Origin of the sequence: Bradyrhizobium sp. UFLA01-814, from assembly GCF_046718885.1 — a bacterium.
GTDB lineage: Bacteria > Pseudomonadota > Alphaproteobacteria > Rhizobiales > Xanthobacteraceae > Bradyrhizobium > Bradyrhizobium elkanii.
Genome location: NZ_JAQOSR010000048.1, coordinates 21,227 through 39,470, shown reverse-complemented (window position 1 = coordinate 39,470; position 18,244 = coordinate 21,227). Strand labels below are relative to the sequence as shown.

Below are 18,244 nucleotides of genomic sequence, written 5' to 3'. Positions count from 1 at the left end.
TGAACGCGTGATTAGCGCGCACCAAACCAAATGGAAACCCCAATGAGTGGCATCTTCGATCTCACCGGCCGCGTCGCTGTCATCACCGGCGGCAATGGCGGTATCGGCCTCGGCATCGCGCAGGCGCTGAACGCCGCCGGCTGCAACGTCTCGATCTGGGGCCGCAACGCGGAAAAAAACGCCAACGCCGCGGCCTCGATGAAGGCCGGCCCCGGCAAGGTCGCGACGCAATTCTGCGACGTCAGCGATCCCGGCTCGGTCAAGACCGCGATGAAGGCAACCCTCGACACCTTCGGCCGCGTCGACGGCTGCTTCGCCAATGCCGGCATCGGCGGCGGCGGACGAAGAGCCTTCATCGACCGCACTGAGGAAGAATGGCGCAAGATGTTCGCGACCAATCTCGACGGCGTGTTTCACGTATTCCAGGCTGCGGCACGCCACATGACCGACCGCGCCGAGGCCGGCGACAAGTTCGGCCGGCTGGTCGCGACCTCGAGCCTCGCCTCGCTGTTCGGCACCGCGCGCAACGAGCACTATGCCGGCACCAAGGCGGCGCTGAACGCGCTGTGCCGCGCACTCGGCGTCGAGCTCGCGCGCCACGGCGTCACCGCGAACGCGATCCTGCCCGGCTGGATCAAGAGCGACATGACCGCCGGCATCATGGCCAACGACAAATTCGTCGCCAATGTGATGCCGCGAATCCCGGTGCGCCGCTTCGGCGAGCCGAGCGATTTTGGCGGCATCGCCGTCTACATCATGAGCAAGGCGTCGTCCTATCATACGGCGGATTGTTTTGTGATCGACGGCGGGTACACGGCGTTCTGAGTTGGCTCTTGCCGCAACACTGATGTCGTCCCTGCGAAAGCAGGGACCCATAACCACAGGGCGCGGTTGTCGAAGCAGGCTGGGGCCATAGCGTCTCACCCAATGTGCAACGGTGGTTATGGGTCCCGGGTCGCGCTGCGCTTGCCCGGGACGACAGCGAGTATGTGGCGCGGCCTGTGAATCATCATGCATCCACATCCTTGCGGCGCTGCTGCGTCCAAGTCTTGCGTCTACTTGCCTCCTCCAAAGCAGAGGGCACAGGGAAAGCCCGGCGCCGATCGCAGCGTCGCGCGGGGATGCGCAGTTGCGTGGCGCGGAATGACGGCCGCAGAGTGACGGGTAGAGCAACGCGCGACGCAGCGTCGCTTCCGTCGTGGCAAAACTGCTGCTAGCGTTTGAGCCGCAAGGGACGCAATGAGGCGGCTTTTAACAAGCAGGGAGGATATTTCAGATGTTTTCACACGTGATGGTTGGCACCAACGATCTGGACAAGGCCAAGGCGTTCTATGATGCGCTGCTTGGCACGCTCGATGTCCGGCCGGCCCGGGTCGACGGTCACCGCATCATGTACCTCACCAAGGCCGGCATTTTCATGGTGTCCAAGCCGATCAACGGCGAACCGGCGACGCATGCCAATGGCGGCACGATCGGCTTTGCCTGCTCTTCGCCGGAGCAGGTCGAGGCTTGGCACGCGGCCGGCGTCGCCAATGGCGGCAAGCCTTGCGAGGACCCGCCGGGTGTACGGGAAGGTTCTGGCGTGAAGCTCTACCTTGCCTATCTGCGCGATCTCGACGGCAACAAGATCTGCGCGATGCACCGGATGGTCTGACGATCCGAGCGTCGTCCGCGGCGGCGTTCAAACAACGTTTGAAACGCCGTCGCGAAATTCCGCGATGCGGTAGGGGCGATCGAAAAATCGGTGCTCGCGCTTGGCGCCGCGCGCGTCTATTGTTCGCCGCGAAACGCGCCTTCGCGAGGGAGAAAAGACAGTGAAACATGCCTATGTGCCGCGCACCACGAACTACACGCTCAATCCGGGCGACGAGCTCAATGACCTGCGGATGTCGGACAAGGTCCGCCCGCTCTACGATCATGTGAAGCAGTTCATCCGCGACACGGTCGACCCGATGTCGGTCGAGTTCTATCGCGCCGGCGAGAAGAAGACCAACCGCTGGAGCTTCACGGACGAGCAGCTCGCGATCCTGCAGAAGGCCAAGGACAAGGCCAAGGAAGTCGGCCTCTGGAACTTCTTCCTGCCCGACGCCGAAACCGGCGACGGCCTCAACAACCTCGACTACGCCTACATCGCCGCCGAGCTGGGCAAGAGCCCGCTGGCCTCCGAGACCATGAACTGCTCGGCGCCGGACACCGGCAACATGGAGGTGCTGGAGCGCGTCGGCACCAAGGCGCAGAAGGAGAAGTGGCTGAAGCCGCTGCTCAACGGCGAGATCCGCTCGGCCTATGCGATGACCGAGCCGAACGTCGCCTCCTCCGACGCCAAGAACATCTCGACCACCGCGAAGCTGGTCGGCGACGAGTGGGTGATCAACGGCGAGAAGTATTACATCTCCGGCGCCGGCGATCCGCGCTGCAAGATCATGATCGTGATGGTGAAGACCAATCCCGACGCCGCGCCGAGCAAGCAGCAATCGCAGATCCTGGTGCCGATCGACACCCCCGGCGTCGAGATCCTCGGGCCCATGCACGTGTTCGGCCATGACCATGCGCCGCGCGGCCACATGCATCTGCGCTTCAACAATTGCAAGGTGCCGAAGGAGAACATGCTGCTCGGCGAAGGCCGCGGCTTCGAGATCTCGCAGGTCCGCCTCGGCCCCGGCCGCATCCATCACTGCATGCGCACCATCGGCAAGGCCGAGAAGGCGCTCGACATGATGGTGCAGCGTGGCCTGACCCGCGAAGCCTTCGGCAAGAAGATCGCCCATCTCGGCGGCAACATGCAGATCATCGCCCAGGCGCGTTGTGAGATCGAAGCGATGCGGCTGATGGTGCTGAAGGCGGCCAAGGCGATGGACGTGCTCGGCAACAAGGAAGCCCGGGTCTGGGTCTCGATGGTCAAGGCCATGGTGCCCGAGCGCGCCTGCAAGGTGATCGACCAGGCGATCCAGATGCACGGCGCCACCGGCATCTCGCAGTGGTCCCCGCTCGGCGAAATGTACCAGGACGTCCGCCATCTCCGCTTCGCCGACGGTCCGGACGAGGTGCACTGGATGGTGGTCGGCCGCCACGAGCTGAGCATGTCGTAGTTTCTCCTCCTCCCTCTCCCCGCTCTTCGCGGGGTCGAGACGAGCGCAGCTCGCTCTTAGAGGGTTGGGGTGAGGGGCTGCCTCCTCGAAGACGGTGAGAGAAGGACTCGCGGAGGCTCCCCCTCACCCGTATCGCATCTTCGATGCGATACGACCTCTCCCCGCAAGCGGGGCGAGGTAAGGAAGCAAGTCTGCAAGGCGGGTGCGCGCAAGCGTAACCCGCCTTTTGCTTTCCGAACCGTCGGCGGCAGGTTACCCTTGCGCCAACCCGCCCTACGCCTTTCGGAATGACCATTATGGAATATTCCCCCAGCGACCTGAGCCAGCGCGAACGCTACAAGGTGCTGACCTCTTTCGTGCTGCCGCGGCCGATCGCCTGGGTGACGAGCCTCGGCGCCGACGGCGTCGTCAATGCGGCGCCGTTCTCGTTCTTCAACGTGTTCTGCGAGGATCCGCCGCTCTGCATGTTCGCGGTCAACCGCAGGCCGGACGGCCGCGAGAAGGATACCCTGGTCAACATCCAGCGGCTGGGCGAATTCGTGGTCAACCTGACCGACGAGCCGCTGGCGCGCGCGATGCATGAGACCTCCGGCGACTTCCCGCCCGAGATCGGCGAGCCCGATTATCTCGGCCTGAAGCTCGCGCCCTCAAGCAAGATCTCAGTCCCTCGCCTCGCCGAGGCGCCGTTCGCGATGGAGTGCAAGACCTGGAAGCTGATCGACGTCAATGGCGACCGCCAGCTCATCATGGGCGAAGGCATCCACTTCCACATCCGCGACGAATTGTGGGACCGTGACGCGATGCGCGTCCACATGGAGCGCTACCACCCGATCGGCCGCATGTTCGCCGACCGCTATTGCCGCACCGACGACCGCGTGGTGTTTCCCGCGGCCGAGGGCGCAAAGACGAAATAACGAGGACGAGACAATGAGCGAAACATTCCGCGACAACGAGGCGCAGAGCCGGTTCGAGCTCGCCGTCGATGGCGCCACCGCCTTCGTGGTCTACCGCAAGACACCGGACACGATCACGCTGGTTCACACCGAGGTGCCGGCGGAGCTCGGCGGCCGCGGCATCGGCTCGAAGCTCGCCCGCGCCACGCTGGATGCGGTGCGCGCGCAAGGCATCAAACTCGTGGTGAAGTGCGAATTCATCCAGGGCTTCATGAAGAAGCATCCGGAATATGACGATTTGTTGGGGTGATCGCAGGGCGGCTTGGCAAAGCGTGTCATTCGTCATGGCCGGGCTTGTCCCGGCCATGACGCGTTTCGTCACGATGCCGCCTGCTCGACCTTGTCCTGCGTCTTCGTTTCGAAATCGCTGGCCTCATGGCGCTCGTGGAGCTGGCTCGACGGCTCGCCCCAGGTGCGGTTGACCATGCGGCCGCGCTTCACCGCGGGCCGTGCCGCGATCGCATCGGTCCAGCGCTGCACGTTCTTGTAGTCTTGCACCGAGAGGAATTCGCCGCCGCCGTACAGCAGCCCCTTGGCGAGGCTGCCGTACCAGGGCCACACCGCCATGTCGGCGATGGTGTAGACATCGCCCGCGAGATACTCGTTGTCGGCGAGCCTGCGGTCGAGCACGTCGAGCTGGCGCTTCACCTCCATCGCGAAGCGGTCGATGGCATATTCGATCTTGGTCGGCGCATAGGCATAGAAATGCCCGAAGCCGCCGCCGAGATAGGGCGCGGCGCCCATCTGCCAGAACAGCCAGGAGAAGGTTTCGGCGCGGGTCTTGACGTCGGTCGGCAGGAAGGCGCCGAATTTTTCCGCGAGGTAAACCAGGATCGAGCCCGACTCGAACACCCTGATCGGCTCCTTACCGCTGCGGTCCATCAGCGCCGGGATCTTCGAGTTCGGATTGACCGCGACGAAGCCGCTGCCGAACTGGTTGCCGTCGATCTTGATCAGCCAGGCGTCATACTCCGCGCCCTTGTGACCCGCCGCCAGCAGCTCTTCCAGCATCACGGTGACCTTCACGCCGTTCGGCGTCGCCAGCGAGTAGAGTTGCAGCGGATGCCGGCCGACCGGCAGTTCCTTGTCGTGGGTGGGACCGGCGATCGGCCGGTTGATGCTGGCGAAGCGCCCGCCGCTCTCCTTGTTCCAGGTCCAGACTTTCGGCGGCTCATAGGCAGAAATGTCGTTCACGTCGTTGGCTCCCGATTCATGTTCTTGCCGGGTGGCGCGGCGGCCGCCGTGCCCATCCCATGTCCGCACTAGATGGTGCGCAGGCTGCGCTTTGCCCACCCCGCGCGACCGCATTTTCTATCCAGCGGAATGCACCGCGAGGGATGCAGCCGGAGCAGCGCCTGCACGCAAGATCGCCGTGGCCGAAACCCGCTTGGCTTCGCGGACCGTGATGCGCTAGCGTTGCAGGGGCTGACGCCAAACAAGCACAAGAAGCAGCCGCCGGGAGAGAACCAGTCCATGAAATCACCGATCTGCGACATGCTGGGGATAGACTTCCCCCTGCTCGCCTTCAGCCATTGCCGCGACGTGGTGGCGGCGGTCAGCCGCGCCGGCGGCTTCGGCGTGCTCGGCGCAACCGCGCATTCGCCGGAGACGCTGGAGCAGGAGTTGAAGTGGATCGACGCGCATGTCGACGGCAAGCCCTATGGCATCGACGTGCTGATCCCTGAAAACATCTCGACCGCGGGCGAGAAGAACGTCACCTGGAAGAGCCTCGAGGCGCGCGTCTCGCAGGAGCATCGCGACTTCACCCGCAATCTCTTGAAAAAATACGATATCGAGCTGACCAGCCGCAACGTCGCCGACAACCAGCCGCAGCCGTTCGACGCCGAGACCGCGCTGCAACTGCTCGAGGTCTCGTTCCGGCATCCGATCAGGCTGATCGCGAATGCGCTCGGCGTACCGCCGAAGGCGATGATCGAGATGGGGCGCAAGCATGGTGTGCCGGTGGCAGCATTGGTCGGCTCCAAGGAGCATGCGCTGCGCCAGGTCGCGGCCGGCGTCGATATCCTGGTCGCGCAGGGCACCGAGGCCGGCGGCCATTGCGGCGAGGTCTCGACCATGGTGCTGGTGCCCGAGGTGATCAAGGCGGTCAAAAAGATCCGCGACGTCCCGGTGCTCGCCGCCGGCGGCATCATGACCGGCAGCCAGATGGCGGCCTGCATGGCGATGGGCGCGGCCGGCGCGTGGACCGGCTCGGTGTGGCTGGCCACGGTGGAATCGGAGACCTCGGAGATCTTCCGCGAGAAGATGATCGCGGCATCCTCGCGCGATGCGGTCCGCTCCAAGGGCCGCACCGGCAAGCCGGCGCGGCAGCTCCGCTCGGTCTGGACCGACGCGTGGGACCGCTCGCCGGACAGCCCCGGCGCGCTCCCGATGCCGCTGCAAAGCATCATCAGCCGCGACGCCTTCAACGCCATCGACCGCGCCGCCGCCGGTGGTAACGAGAAGGCCCGCGACCTCGTCAGCTATTTCGTCGGCCAGGGCGTCGGCCTGGTCGACAGCGTCAAATCCGCCGGCGCCGTGGTGCAGGAGTTCAAGGAAGAATTCGTCGAGGCCGTCGAGCACATGAACGCGCTGGTGGCGGAGTGATCGAATGCGTCTCATCCTTCGAGACGCGGCCAAGTGGCCGCTCCTCAGGATGACGGTGTGCCCGTAGCCGTCACCCTGAGGTGCGCGCCCTTGCGCGCCTCGAAGGTGACGGCGTGGCGAAGACCTAGAAAGTGAAGCAAGAAAAAAATGACCACATCTCACATCCCCGAAGACCGCATTCCCGTCATCGTCGGCGTCGGCGAGATCGTCGATCGTCCGAAGGACATCGCCGCCGGCCTCGAGCCGCTCACCTTGCTTGAGGAGGCGCTGAAGCGCGCCGAGGCGGACAGCGGCGCCAGGTTGCTCTCCGACGTGCAGTCGCTCGACGTCGTCAACTTCCTGAGCTGGCGTTACCGCGATCCCGAGAAGCAGCTGGCGCAGCGGCTCGGCATTCAGCCTTCGCATCTCTATTACGGCCCGGTCGGCGGCGAGAGCCCGATCCGCTATTTGCATGAGGCTGCGCAACGCATCGCGCGCGGCGAATGCAGCGTTGCCGCGGTCTGCGGCGCGGAGGCGCAGTCGACGGCGACCAAGGCGCAGCGTGCCGGCGTCGAGCTGCCGTGGACGCCGTTCGCGCACGACGTGGAGGAGCCGAAGCGCGGCGCCGCGTTCCAGAAGCCGATGGCCGTTGCGCTCGGCGTGTTCAGGCCGATCACGGTCTATCCGCTCTATGAGTCCGCAACATCGGCGCATTGGGGCCAGACGCCGCGCGAGGCGCTGAGGGAATCGGGCGAGTTGTGGTCGACCTATGCGCGCGTTGCCGCCGACAATCCGAACTCGTGGCTGAAGAAGACGTTCACCGGCGAGGAGATCACCACGGCCACGCCCGACAACCGGATGATCGCCTGGCCGTATACAAAACTGATGGTGGCGAACCCGACGGTGAACATGGGCGGCGCGCTGATCCTGACCAGCCTCGCAAAAGCGCGCGCGGCCGGCGTGCCGGAGGAAAAGCTGATCTATCCGCTCGGCGGCGCCTCGGCGGAAGAGCCGCGCGACTATTTGATCCGCGATCAGTTCGTCGAAAGCCACGCGCAGACCGCGGTGCTGAAGGCGGTGATGGATCTCGTCGGCGGCGATGGGAAAAAGTTCGACGCGATCGAGCTCTACAGCTGCTTCCCCTGCGTGCCGAAGATGGCGCGCCGGACACTCGGCCTCGGGTCCGACGTGCAGCCGACCGTGACCGGCGGTCTCACGTTCTTCGGCGCACCGCTCAACACCTACATGACGCATTCGGCCTGCGCGATGGTGCGCAAGCTCCGCAGCGGCGGCACGCTCGGCCTGCTCTATGGCCAGGGCGGCTTCGTCACCAAGCATCATGGCCTCGTGCTGTCGCGCGCGGCGCCGAACGTCGCGCTCAAGCAGGACACGTCCGTGCAGGCGGAGGCCGACCGCAACAGGCGCAACGTGCCCGACTTCACCGCAGAGGCTGCGGGAAAAGGCAAGGTCGAGGCCTTCACGGTGATCTATCGCGCCAATGGCGAGGTCGAGCATGGCGTCACCATGCTGCGCACCGAGGACGGCCGCCGCACGCTCGGCCGCATCCCGGCGAGCGACACGGCAACGTTGGCCTATCTGCAGGACATGGACCGCACGCCGGTCGGCACTACAGGCGACATCGTCACCGCCGGCGATGGCATGCTGGAATGGCGGGTGGGCTGACAATTCCTGCCACGCTGCAAAATCCGCCGTCATCCTGAGGTACGAGCAGAGCGAGCCTCGAAGGATGGGCTGCGAACACCGTCGTGATCCCATCCTTCGAGGCGCGCAAGGGCGCGCACCTCAGGATGACGGCAGAGCAAGCGGCTTGAGGTGAGAGGCAGGAACGAACTTACCCGTCCTCCCCTACCCCTTCACGTCCTGCTTTTCGGACGCCGTGGTCGGTTTGCCCTTGGCGCCGGCACCGGTGACGCGCACATGGTCGCCGTCGGCGAGTCCGTCCGGCGGGGCGGTGATGACGCGGTCGTCGGGCGCGAGACCGGTGGCGATCTCGATCTCCTTGCCGAGGTCGCGGCCGATCTTCACGGTCTTGAACAGCACCTTGTCGTCAGGACCGACGGTTGCGACCCGCAGGCCGCTGCTGTTGAAGATCAGCGCGCTGGCGGGAATGCTGAGCGGCGTGGATTCGCGCTGCAGATTGAGCTTCACGCTGGCATAGCTGCCCGGCATCAATTCGCCGGAGGAATTGTCGAGCCCGAGTTGCATCCGCGTCGTGCCGGAGGCGACATCGACCGCCTGCGAGGATGCTTCCACCGTCGCCTGGAAGGCGCGGTTCGGGTAATCCGGCAGTGCCAGCGTGGCCTTGGCACCGATCTTGATCGCCGGGACGTAGTTCTGCGGCACGTTGACATAGACGCGCAGCTTGGTGATGTCCGAGATCGTGAACATCGCCGGGCCCGAGTTACCGCCGGCGTTGATCAGCGCGCCGACGTCGGTGTCGCGCGAGGTCACCACGCCGTCGAACGGCGCCGTGATCTTCTTGTAACCGGCGAGCGCTTCCAGCCGCTCGACATTGGCCTGGCCGGCCTTGACCGCACCGTTCTTGTTGGAGAGGTCGGCGGTACGCTCGTCGATCTCCTGGGCGGAGACGAAGTTCGAGGCCACCAGCGTCTTGCGCCGGTTCAGCGTGGCCTCGGAAAGCTTGGCCGAGGCCTGGGCGCTGGCGAGATCGGCGCGCGCCTGCAGTAATTGCTGGTCGAGGTCGGGCGCCTCGATCTCGGCGATCACCTGGCCGGCCTTGACGCGGGCGCCGATGTCGGCGTCCCAGTTCTTGAGATAGCCGGACACCCGGGCATAGATCGGCGCGCGGGAATAGGCCTCGAGCCGGCCCGGCAGGTCGATCGTGGGACTCAGCGCCTTGGCATTGGGCAGCGCCACCGCAACGGTCGGAATGGCCTGGTCGTCGGTCCATTCCTTCAGCCGTGTGTCCTGTTCCTCACGGGCGCGGATCCCGGTGCCGACGATCAGGCCCGCCCCGACCAGGGCCACCACGCCGAAGATGCCCAGCTTCCGGCGTGAGACCGGGGGGCGCTGTTCAGTGGGCGGCATGCGGAATCTCCGATGAGGCGGCGGCTTTGGCGCCTTGCTTCTTGTGTACCATACTGAATACCACGGGAACAAACATCAGCGTCGCGAAGGTGGCGAAGATCAGGCCGCCGATCACGGCCCGGCCCAGGGGCGCGTTCTGCTCGCCGCCCTCGCCCAGCCCCAGCGCCATCGGCGCCATGCCGATGATCATGGCGAGCGCGGTCATCAGCACGGGGCGGAACCGGACGAAGCCGGCCTCCAGGGCCGCCGCGACGGGATCGCCGAGTTCCTCATAGCGCTCGCGGGCGAAGCTGATCACAAGCACGCTGTTGGCGGTCGCCACGCCCATGCACATGATGGCGCCGGTGAGCGCCGGAACCGACAGCGTGGTCTCCGTCGTGAACAGCATCCAGACGATGCCGGCGAGCGCGGCGGGCAGCGCCGTGATGATCACGAACGGGTCCGACCAGGACTGGAAGTTCACGACGATCAGGAAGTAGATCAGCACGACCGCGCCGAGCAGGCCGAACAAGAGGCCGGTGAAGGCCGAGTTCATGGTCTGCACCTGGCCGAGCAGCACCACGGACGAGCCCTTCGGCACCTCCTTGGCGGTGTCGGCGATCAGCTTGCGCACGTCGGTCGCGACGCTGCCGAGATCGCGGCCTTGCGTCGTGGCGTAGATCTGCACCAGCGACTGGATGTCATATTGCGACACCACCGCGCTCGAGGTCGCGCGCTTGATGTCGGCGATTCCGCCGAGGATCGGCGCCTGGGTGTTGCCGGTCGCGGTGATCGGCAGCGTCTGCAGCGCGCTCAGCGAGTCGATCTGGTATTGCGGCGTCTGCATCACGATCGAATACGACACGCCGTTGTCGGGATTGAGATAATAGGTCGGCGCCACCTGCGAGGAGCCGGCGAGGTTGACGACCAGCGAGTTGGTGACGTCGCGCTCGGTCAGGCCGACATATTGCGCGCGGGTGCGGTCGACATCGATGTTGAAGGTCGGGTTGTTCGGCGACTGCTGGATCCGCGCATCGGCGATGCCGGGGATGCGCTTGATCCCGGCCAGCAGCTTGTTGGCATAGGCGAAGTTGGCATCGAGATTGGCGCCGCGGATCTGCAGATCGATCGGCGCCGGCGCGCCGAAGTTCAGGATCTGGCTGACGATGTCGGCCGGCAGGAACGCGAAGCTGGTGCCCGGGAACAGCCGCGGCAATTGCTCACGCAGCGTGCGGACATGCTCCTCGGTCGGCTTGTGGCCTTCCTTCAGGCGGATCTGGATGTCGCCGTCCTGCGGGCCGATCACGCCGGTGTTGTTGTAGGTCATGTTGATGCCGGAGATCGGCATGCCGATGTTGTCGGTCATGGTCTCGATCTCGCCGGGCACCAGCTTGCGGATCGCCTTCTGGATGTCGGCGAGCTGGTTGGCGGTCTCCTCGACGCGGGTGCCGACCTGGGTGCGGACATGCATCAGGATGTTGCCGGCGTCGACCGACGGGAAGAAGTTGCGCCCGAGGAACGGCACCAAGAGGAACGACGCCGCGACCACCGCGAGGAAGCAGCTCACGAACACCGTGCGGTGACCGAGCGCCATCGCGAGCAGGCCGCGATAGCCGCTGCGGATGCGCTCGAACCGCGCCTCGAAGCCGCGCTGGAACCAGACCAGGGGATTGCGCGACTTCGGCGGCGCGCCCTCATGATGCACATGCGCCTGCAGCAAATAGTTCGCCATGGTCAGCACCAAGGTGCGCGACAGGACGAACGACCAGATCATCGCGAACATCACCGCTTCGGCCATCGGCACGAACAGGAAGCGCGCCACGCCGGTGAGGAAGAACATCGGCACGAACACGATGCAGATGCAGAGCAGCGAGACGAAGGCCGGCGTCACGATCTGGTTGGCGCCGTCGAGGATCGACTGCTCGACCGGTTTGCCCTGCTCAAGGTGATAATTGATGTTCTCGATCGTCACCGTGGCGTCGTCGACCAGGATGCCGACCGCGAGCGCGAGGCCGCCGAGCGTCATGATGTTCAGCGTCTCGCCGATCAGGGACAGCATGATGATGGCGCCGAGCACCGACAGCGGGATCGACACCGCGATGATGACGGTCGAGCGCCAGCTGCCGAGGAACAAGAGGATCATGATGCTGGTGAGCAGCGCGGCGATCACGCCCTCGAAGGCGACGCCGGTGATCGCGCCGCGGACGAACACCGACTGGTCGCCGATGAAGCCGATCTTCAGCGCGTCCGGCATCTGGTCCTTGACCTCGATCACCTTCTGCTTGATGCCGGAGATGATATCGAGCGTCGAGGTGGCGCCGGCCTTCAGCACCATCATCAAGACCGAGCGGTTGCCGTCGACATGGACGATGTTGGTTTGCGGCGGGTTGCCGTCGCGGACCGAGGCGACGTCACGCACATAGACCATCGCGCCGTTGACCTGCTTGATCGGCAGGTCGCCGAGCTCCTCGAGCCGCAGCGGTGAGTTGTTGAGGTTGATGGTGTATTCGAAATTACCGATCTTCTGCGTGCCGACCGGGGTGATCAGGTTCTGTGCGGCGAGCGCGTTGGCAACGTCCTGGCCCGACAGGCCGCGGGCCTGCAGCGCAGTCGAATTGAGGTCGATCTGGACCTGGCGCTGCTTGCCGCCGAACGGATACGGGATCGCCGCGCCGGGCACCGTGACCAGCGGCGTGCGCAGCTGGTTGATGCCGATATCGGCGAGGTTCTGCTCGGTCAGGCCCTCGCCCGACAGCGCGACCTGGATGATCGGAACCGTCGAGGCGCTGTAGTTCAGGATCAGCGGCGGCGTCGCGCCCGGCGGCATCTGCTTGAGCAGGGTCTGCGAGATCGCGGTGACCTGCGCATTGGCGGTGCGGATGTCGACGTTGGGCTGGAAGAAGATCTTGATGATGCCGACGCCGTTATAGGAATTGGCGACGATGTGCTCGATGTCGTTGACGGTCGTGGTCAGCGCGCGCTGGAACGGCGTGGTGATGCGGCCGGACATCTGGTCCGGCGGCAGGCCGGTGTACTGCCAGACCACGCCAATCACGGGGATGCGGATATCCGGGAAGATGTCGGTCGGCGTGCGCAACGCCGCCAGCGGTCCGATAATCAGCAGCAGGATCGCGAGCACGACGAAAGTATATGGCCGGCTCAGCGCGATACGGACCAGTGCGATCATAAAACAAGCATTCCCGAAATGAAGCCCGCCCAGGCAGAGGAATCGACATTGCAAAAGCCGTTCCGCAGCGGCCGATTTACCCGATGGCGGGCAAAACGCCAACCCGCGGAGCCGCGGCGGCTTTCACTTCCTCGGCATAGTGCGTGAGGCTGCGCGCTCCGATCGGCCATGCCGGGCGCTGTGCCGCCGATCGCGCGCGGATCGTCGTCAAAAAGAGACGGCTCTGCTGCGAATGCGAGCCGGCTGAGGACGCCATTTCGGCCGACGCGAGCTTAATGCATCGCTGCTCTGCGAAAATGTAAAACGTGGTGGGCCGGGTCGGCCCACCACGTCGGCATCGGTTACGCGAAGGATGGCGGCCGCCCGAGCGGCGCCGCCGGATCAGGCGGCGCGGACGGCGTCGAGGAACTTGCTGACCTCGACCTTAAGGCGGCTGCTGTCGCCCGAGAGCGATTGGGCCGCCGACAGCACCTGGCTCGACGCCGAGCCGGTTTCGTTGGCGCCATGCTGGACGTCGGTGATGTTGGCCGAGACCTGCTGGGTGCCCTGCGCCGCCTGCTGCACGTTGCGGGAGATTTCCTGCGTCGCCGCGCCCTGCTCTTCGACCGCGGCGGCAATGGTGGACGAGATCTCCGACAGTCGTTCGATGGTCGAGGAGATTTCCTTGATCGCGCCGACCGACTCCTGGGTCGCGGTCTGGATGCCGGCGATCTGCTGGCCGATCTCGCCGGTCGCCTTGGCGGTCTGCTCGGCCAGCGCCTTCACCTCGGACGCCACCACGGCGAAGCCGCGGCCGGCCTCGCCGGCGCGCGCCGCCTCGATGGTCGCGTTCAGCGCCAGCAGATTGGTCTGGCCGGCAATGGTGTTGATCAGCTCGACGACGTCGCCGATCCGCGCGGCGGCCTTCGACAGCTCGCTGACGCGATCGTTGGTGGTGCGCGCCTGGCCGACGGCATCGCCGGCCATCCGTGCCGACTCCTGCACCTGGCGGCTGATCTCGGTCACCGACGACGACAGCTCCTCGGTCGCCGACGCCACCGACTGGACATTGGTCGAGGCCTCCTCGGACGCGGCGGCAACCGACGTGGTCAGCTCCTGCGAACGCCGGGCGGTCGACGACAGCGTGCCGGCGGAGGCTTCGAGCTGGGTCGAGGCCGACGACACGGTCTGCACGATCTCGCCGATCATCTGTTCGAAATTGCGGGTGATGGTATCGACCCGGCGGCCGCGCTCGATCTTGGCTTCGGCGTCGGCAGCCGCGGCTTCATCGGCCGCCTTCTTGGCGACCAGGGCTTCCTTGAACACCTGCAGCGTATCGGCCATCGCGCCGATCTCGGTCTTCTCGCTCTGATGCGGGACGTTTGCGGTCAGGTCGCCGCGGCCCAGCGCCTGCATCGGGCTCACGATCGAGGCGATGCCGGCCGAGACGTCGCGGATCATCAGGAAGCTGACGCCGACGCCGACGATGATGGCGGCGCCAAGGATCATCGCAAGCAGCATGACGGCAGACGCGTAGCTGTTGGCCGCGTCGTGCGCCGCCTTGTCGGCACCGGCATTGTTGAGCTCGATGTCCTTGCGCAGGATCTCGTCGGCCTCGAGGCCGATCTTGTTCACGGTCTTGGCGTTCAGCTCATGCGCTTCGTGCTGGATCTTGCCGACATCCCTGCGCGACAGCGCCATCACCTCCTCGGTGCCCTTCTTGTAGCGGGTCCAGGCATCGACCCATTGATTGTAGAGCCCGCGCTCCTCGGGGGATGCGATCAGGGGTTCATAGGTCGCGCGGACCTTGGTATTGGCTTCGACCACGGTCGCAAGGGTCTTTTCCTGCGCGAGCTTCTCCTCCAGCGTCTCGGACAGCATGTGCTCGCGGATGACGTTGCGATAGGTGATGACGCCGGCGCGCAGATCGCCGAGCGCACGCACGCTCGGCAGCCAGCTCGTCGTGATGTCGACGGTGTTGGCGTTGATCGACCGTAAATTCACGACCGCGAGCAGGCCCATGCCGGTCATCGCGACAAGCAGGAACGCAACCACGGCAATAATCTTGGCGCGGATCGAGAATTTGGCGAACATCGTGGGGTCTCTTGATATCGGGCTCGCGAAGCCCGATCGAATGGCTGGGGGCGCGGCGGGACGCCGCAGACATCAAAGCCAGCCCCCCTCCTTAAGTAGGGTTAATTTGGTCCCCCGTTGAACTACTGAGACGCTGTTCGACGCCGTGGCATGATGCGCGCCAGCCGCATCAAGGCATCAATGCCAGCGCATCCGAGAAAAACTCCGGCCCGCCGAAATTGCCTGATTTCAGGGCAAGCACCATCTCGCCTCTCCCGGTGCCGACTGCTCGCAGAACCGGCACGCCGGCGGCGATTTCCGCACCGACCAGGAATCCAGGGATGCGCAGGCGATCGACCACGGCGCCCGAAGTTTCACCACCGGCGACCACCAGCCTGTGCACGCCCGACTGCACCAGACCATCCGCGATGTCGGCCATCGCCTGTTCGATGGCATGCCCGGCTGCATCGCGACCATGACGGGATTGCACAGCTGCCACCTCATCCGGGGTCGAGCTGCTCGCAATCAGGATCGGCCCCGCCCCGAGCCGGTCCCTGGCCCAGGCGAGCGCGCGCTGCGCCTCGTCCTTGCCGGCGACCACCCGCTCGGGATCGAGGTGCAGGACCGGCATCACCTTCTCGGCGTTGGCGATCTGGCGCAAGGTCGCCTGCGAGCAACTGCCGGCAAGGCACGCCGCCGCGCCGCCGACCGGCGTCGCCAGCATCGCATCCGCGGTGTCCGGTTTGGCTTTGCTCGCGGCGACCAGCGCCCGCGCCAGGCCAAGCCCGATCCCGGAAGCGCCGACCGAAAGACGGTGTTCCAGCGCGACCTGCCCGATAGTCTCGAGGTCGCGGTCGAACACCGCATCGACGATGGCGGCGCCGATGCCGCTTTGCGTGAGCTCGGCGAGCTTTGCCCGGACGGCGTCCGCGCCACGGCTCAGCGTCGCCAGATCGACCAGGCCGACCTTGGTCGTGCTTTGCCGCGCCAGCACGCGAACCAGATTGGAATCATGCATCGGGTTGAGCGGATGGTCCTTCAGCGGACTCTCGTTCAGCGGCACCGAGCCGACGAACAGATTGCCCTGGTAGACGGTGCGGCCGGTCTCCGGGAATGCCGGCGTCACCAGCACGATGGCATCCCTTGAATCGGCGCGCAGCGCGTCCATCACGGGGCCGATATTGCCGGCATCGGTTGAATCGAAGGTCGAGCAGATCTTGAACAGGATATGTTTGGCGCCGCGGCCGCGCAGCCAGGCCTCCGCTGCGCGCGAACGCGTCACGGCGAGGCCGGCCTCGATCGAGCGGCTCTTCAGCGACACCACGACGGCGTCGACCTCGGGCAGCGCGAGATCGTCCGCGGGCACGCCGATGGTCTGCACCGTGCGCAGGCCGGCGCGGGTCAGCGTGTTGGCGAGGTCGGAGGCGCCGGTATAGTCGTCGGCGACGCAGCCAAGAGACAGTTTTCCGGCTGATGTCACGGCTTCACTCCGGCATAGGGCTTGAACCAGGCGAGACCGTCGGTGGTCTTGCCGCGCGGATTGTATTCGCAGCCGACGAAGCCGCCATAGCCGAGCCGGTCGAGCTCGCCGAACAGGAACGGATAGTTCAGCTCCTCGCCGTCAGGCTCGTTGCGCGAGGGGATCGACGCAATCTGGATGTGGCCGATGATCGGCATCATTTCGCGCAGCCGCATGGTGACGTCGCCATGGATGATCTGGCAGTGGTAGATGTCGAACTGCAGCTTCAGGTTCGCGATACCAAGCTCGTTGATCAGATCGCGCGCGAAGATGAAGTCGTTGAGGAAGTAGCCGGGCACGTTGCGCGGATTGATCGGCTCGATCACGAGGTCGAGGCCGTGCGGCGCGAAGAACTCCGCGGCATGGGCGACCGATTTGCGAAACGCGGCGACCGCCCTGGCATCGCTGCGGTCGGCTATTCCCGCCATCAGATGCACCCGCTTGACGCCGGTCGCCTGCACATAGGGCAGCGCGGTCTTCAGGCTTTGCTGGAGGTCGGCGAAGCGATCGGGCAGCGCGGCAAACCCCTTCTCGCCTGCGTTCCAGTCGCCCGGCGGCAAGTTGAACAGCGCCTGCGTCAGCCCATTGTCTTTCAGCCGCTTGCCGACCTCCTCGGCCGGATGGTCGTAAGGAAACAGGAACTCGACCGCGGTGAAGCCCGCTTTCGCCGCCGCCTCGAAGCGGTCGAGGAACGGGACCTCGTTGAACATCATGGTGAGGTTGGCGGCAAAACGGGGCATTGCAAGATCCTCTTATTTCTCGCCTGGAAGCTTGGTGCCGGTAACCTGCGCATACATCCGCGCCACCGACGCATCGTCGTCGCGGCCCATGCCGGCGGCCGCGGTCATCAGGAACATCTGCAAGGCCGCGGCCGAGACCGGCACCGGGAAGCGTGCATTGCGCGCCATGTCCTGGATGATGCCGAGATCCTTGACGAAGATCTCCACCGCGCTGCGCGGCGCATAGTCGCCGTCGAGCACATGCGGCATGCGGTTCTCGAACATCCAGGAATTGCCGGCGGAGGCGGTGATCACCTCATACACCTTGCGGATGTCGAGGCCCTGCTTGGCGGCAAAGGCGATCGCCTCGGAGGCGGCCGCGATATGCACGCCGGCCAGCAGCTGGTTGATCATCTTGAACGCAGCGCCCTGCCCCGCGGCATCGCCGAGCTCGTAGAGTTTTGCCGCCATCGCATCCAGCGCCGGCCGCGCCTTCGCAAACGCCGCCGCACTGCCGGAGGCGAGAATTGTCAATTCGCCTTGCGCCGCGCGTTGCGCGCCGCCGGAGATCGGGGCGTCGAGATAATGCCGACCGGTCGCCTCGAGCTGTTTTGCGAGGCGCCGCGCGATATCGGGGTCCATGGTCGCCGAGGAGATGAAGACCGCGTCCTTGGCCAAGGTCTCGGCGACACCGTCCTTGCCGAACAGAATCCCTTCAGTCTGCGCGGCATTGACGACGACGCTGACGACGATGTCGGCATCCCGGGCCGCCTCGGCCGGCGACTTGGCGCCCTTGCCGCCGTCGGCGACGAAGCGCGCCACCGCATCGGCCGTGACGTCGCAGCCGGTCACCTCGAAACCGGCCCGCCTGAGCGAGGTCGCCATGCCGTATCCCATCGAGCCCAGCCCGATGACGGCGACACGTGATGTTGCGGAACTGGACATGTGGCGATCCCTGAACATTTTTAGTTGTTTGAGCATGACCTTTTCGGAAAACCGGCCGCCACTTTGCGCCAGCGCGGCCTTCCGGGTCCGGATCAAGCTCGTTGCTGCTTGCCTATCACGGCTTGGCCGCGCTGCCAAAGCATGAG

The 18,244-nt window shown here is 65.5% G+C and carries 14 protein-coding genes; 7 read left to right on the top strand and 7 right to left on the bottom strand.

The window, feature by feature from the left end:
• Positions 1 to 42: 42 nt before the first annotated feature.
• From PMN64_RS16920 to PMN64_RS16900, 5 genes are all read left to right on the top strand, one after another.
• Positions 43 to 825 (top strand): SDR family NAD(P)-dependent oxidoreductase, encoded by a 783-nt coding sequence (locus PMN64_RS16920; protein WP_035630930.1) that lies wholly within the window; start codon positions 43 to 45, stop codon positions 823 to 825.
• 451 nt (positions 826 to 1,276) lie between these two features.
• Positions 1,277 to 1,654 carry a VOC family protein gene (locus PMN64_RS16915; protein WP_035630932.1) on the top strand — a complete coding sequence of 126 codons (378 nt, stop codon included), beginning with the start codon at positions 1,277 to 1,279 and terminating at the stop codon, positions 1,652 to 1,654.
• A 160-nt stretch (positions 1,655 to 1,814) separates the two neighbouring features.
• Positions 1,815 to 3,089 (top strand): acyl-CoA dehydrogenase family protein, encoded by a 1,275-nt coding sequence (locus PMN64_RS16910; protein WP_304499314.1) that lies wholly within the window; start codon positions 1,815 to 1,817, stop codon positions 3,087 to 3,089.
• A gap of 296 nt (positions 3,090 to 3,385) precedes the next feature.
• Positions 3,386 to 4,003 (top strand): flavin reductase family protein, encoded by a 618-nt coding sequence (locus PMN64_RS16905; protein WP_028338748.1) that lies wholly within the window; start codon positions 3,386 to 3,388, stop codon positions 4,001 to 4,003.
• Positions 4,004 to 4,016: 13 nt separating this feature from the next.
• The gene (locus PMN64_RS16900) at positions 4,017 to 4,292 is read left to right on the top strand and encodes a GNAT family N-acetyltransferase (protein ID WP_028338749.1); all 276 of its coding nucleotides are present in this window, start codon (positions 4,017 to 4,019) and stop codon (positions 4,290 to 4,292) included.
• Positions 4,293 to 4,360: 68 nt separating this feature from the next.
• Here the strand turns inward: PMN64_RS16900 and yghU are convergent, their stop codons facing one another.
• Positions 4,361 to 5,236 (bottom strand): glutathione-dependent disulfide-bond oxidoreductase, encoded by an 876-nt coding sequence (gene yghU, locus PMN64_RS16895; protein ID WP_411781436.1) that lies wholly within the window; start codon positions 5,234 to 5,236, stop codon positions 4,361 to 4,363.
• Positions 5,237 to 5,515: 279 nt separating this feature from the next.
• Here yghU and PMN64_RS16890 point away from each other — a divergent pair, with 279 nt between their 5' ends.
• A complete protein-coding gene (locus tag PMN64_RS16890; protein ID WP_411781435.1) occupies positions 5,516 to 6,649 on the top strand; it encodes a nitronate monooxygenase in 1,134 nt (377 codons plus the stop codon).
• A gap of 147 nt (positions 6,650 to 6,796) precedes the next feature.
• Positions 6,797 to 8,311: an acetyl-CoA acetyltransferase gene (locus PMN64_RS16885; protein ID WP_411781434.1), complete on the top strand. Its 1,515-nt coding sequence runs from the start codon at positions 6,797 to 6,799 to the stop codon at positions 8,309 to 8,311.
• A gap of 183 nt (positions 8,312 to 8,494) precedes the next feature.
• On the opposite strand, the gene PMN64_RS16880 is transcribed toward PMN64_RS16885, so the two are convergent.
• The 6 genes from PMN64_RS16880 to ltnD all read right to left on the bottom strand — a co-directional run bounded on the left by PMN64_RS16880 (position 8,495) and on the right by ltnD (position 18,116).
• Positions 8,495 to 9,697, bottom strand: a complete 1,203-nt coding sequence (locus tag PMN64_RS16880) for an efflux RND transporter periplasmic adaptor subunit (RefSeq protein WP_411781433.1) — start codon at positions 9,695 to 9,697, stop codon at positions 8,495 to 8,497.
• On the bottom strand, positions 9,684 to 12,863 hold the full coding sequence (locus PMN64_RS16875; protein ID WP_411781432.1) for an efflux RND transporter permease subunit: 3,180 nt from the start codon (positions 12,861 to 12,863) through the stop codon (positions 9,684 to 9,686). Before PMN64_RS16875 ends, PMN64_RS16880 begins: the two co-directional genes overlap by 14 nt.
• Before the next feature lie 381 nt (positions 12,864 to 13,244).
• Positions 13,245 to 14,936 carry a methyl-accepting chemotaxis protein gene (locus PMN64_RS16870; protein ID WP_411781431.1) on the bottom strand — a complete coding sequence of 564 codons (1,692 nt, stop codon included), beginning with the start codon at positions 14,934 to 14,936 and terminating at the stop codon, positions 13,245 to 13,247.
• A gap of 169 nt (positions 14,937 to 15,105) precedes the next feature.
• A complete protein-coding gene (otnK, locus tag PMN64_RS16865; RefSeq protein WP_411781430.1) occupies positions 15,106 to 16,395 on the bottom strand; it encodes a 3-oxo-tetronate kinase in 1,290 nt (429 codons plus the stop codon).
• Entirely contained in the window at positions 16,392 to 17,174 is a 783-nt protein-coding gene (gene otnI, locus PMN64_RS16860; RefSeq protein WP_411781429.1) for a 2-oxo-tetronate isomerase, read from the bottom strand. The genes otnK and otnI overlap by 4 nt, the downstream gene beginning before the upstream one ends.
• Before the next feature lie 12 nt (positions 17,175 to 17,186).
• Positions 17,187 to 18,116 (bottom strand): L-threonate dehydrogenase, encoded by a 930-nt coding sequence (gene ltnD / locus PMN64_RS16855; RefSeq protein WP_411781439.1) that lies wholly within the window; start codon positions 18,114 to 18,116, stop codon positions 17,187 to 17,189.
• Positions 18,117 to 18,244: the final 128 nt, after the last annotated feature.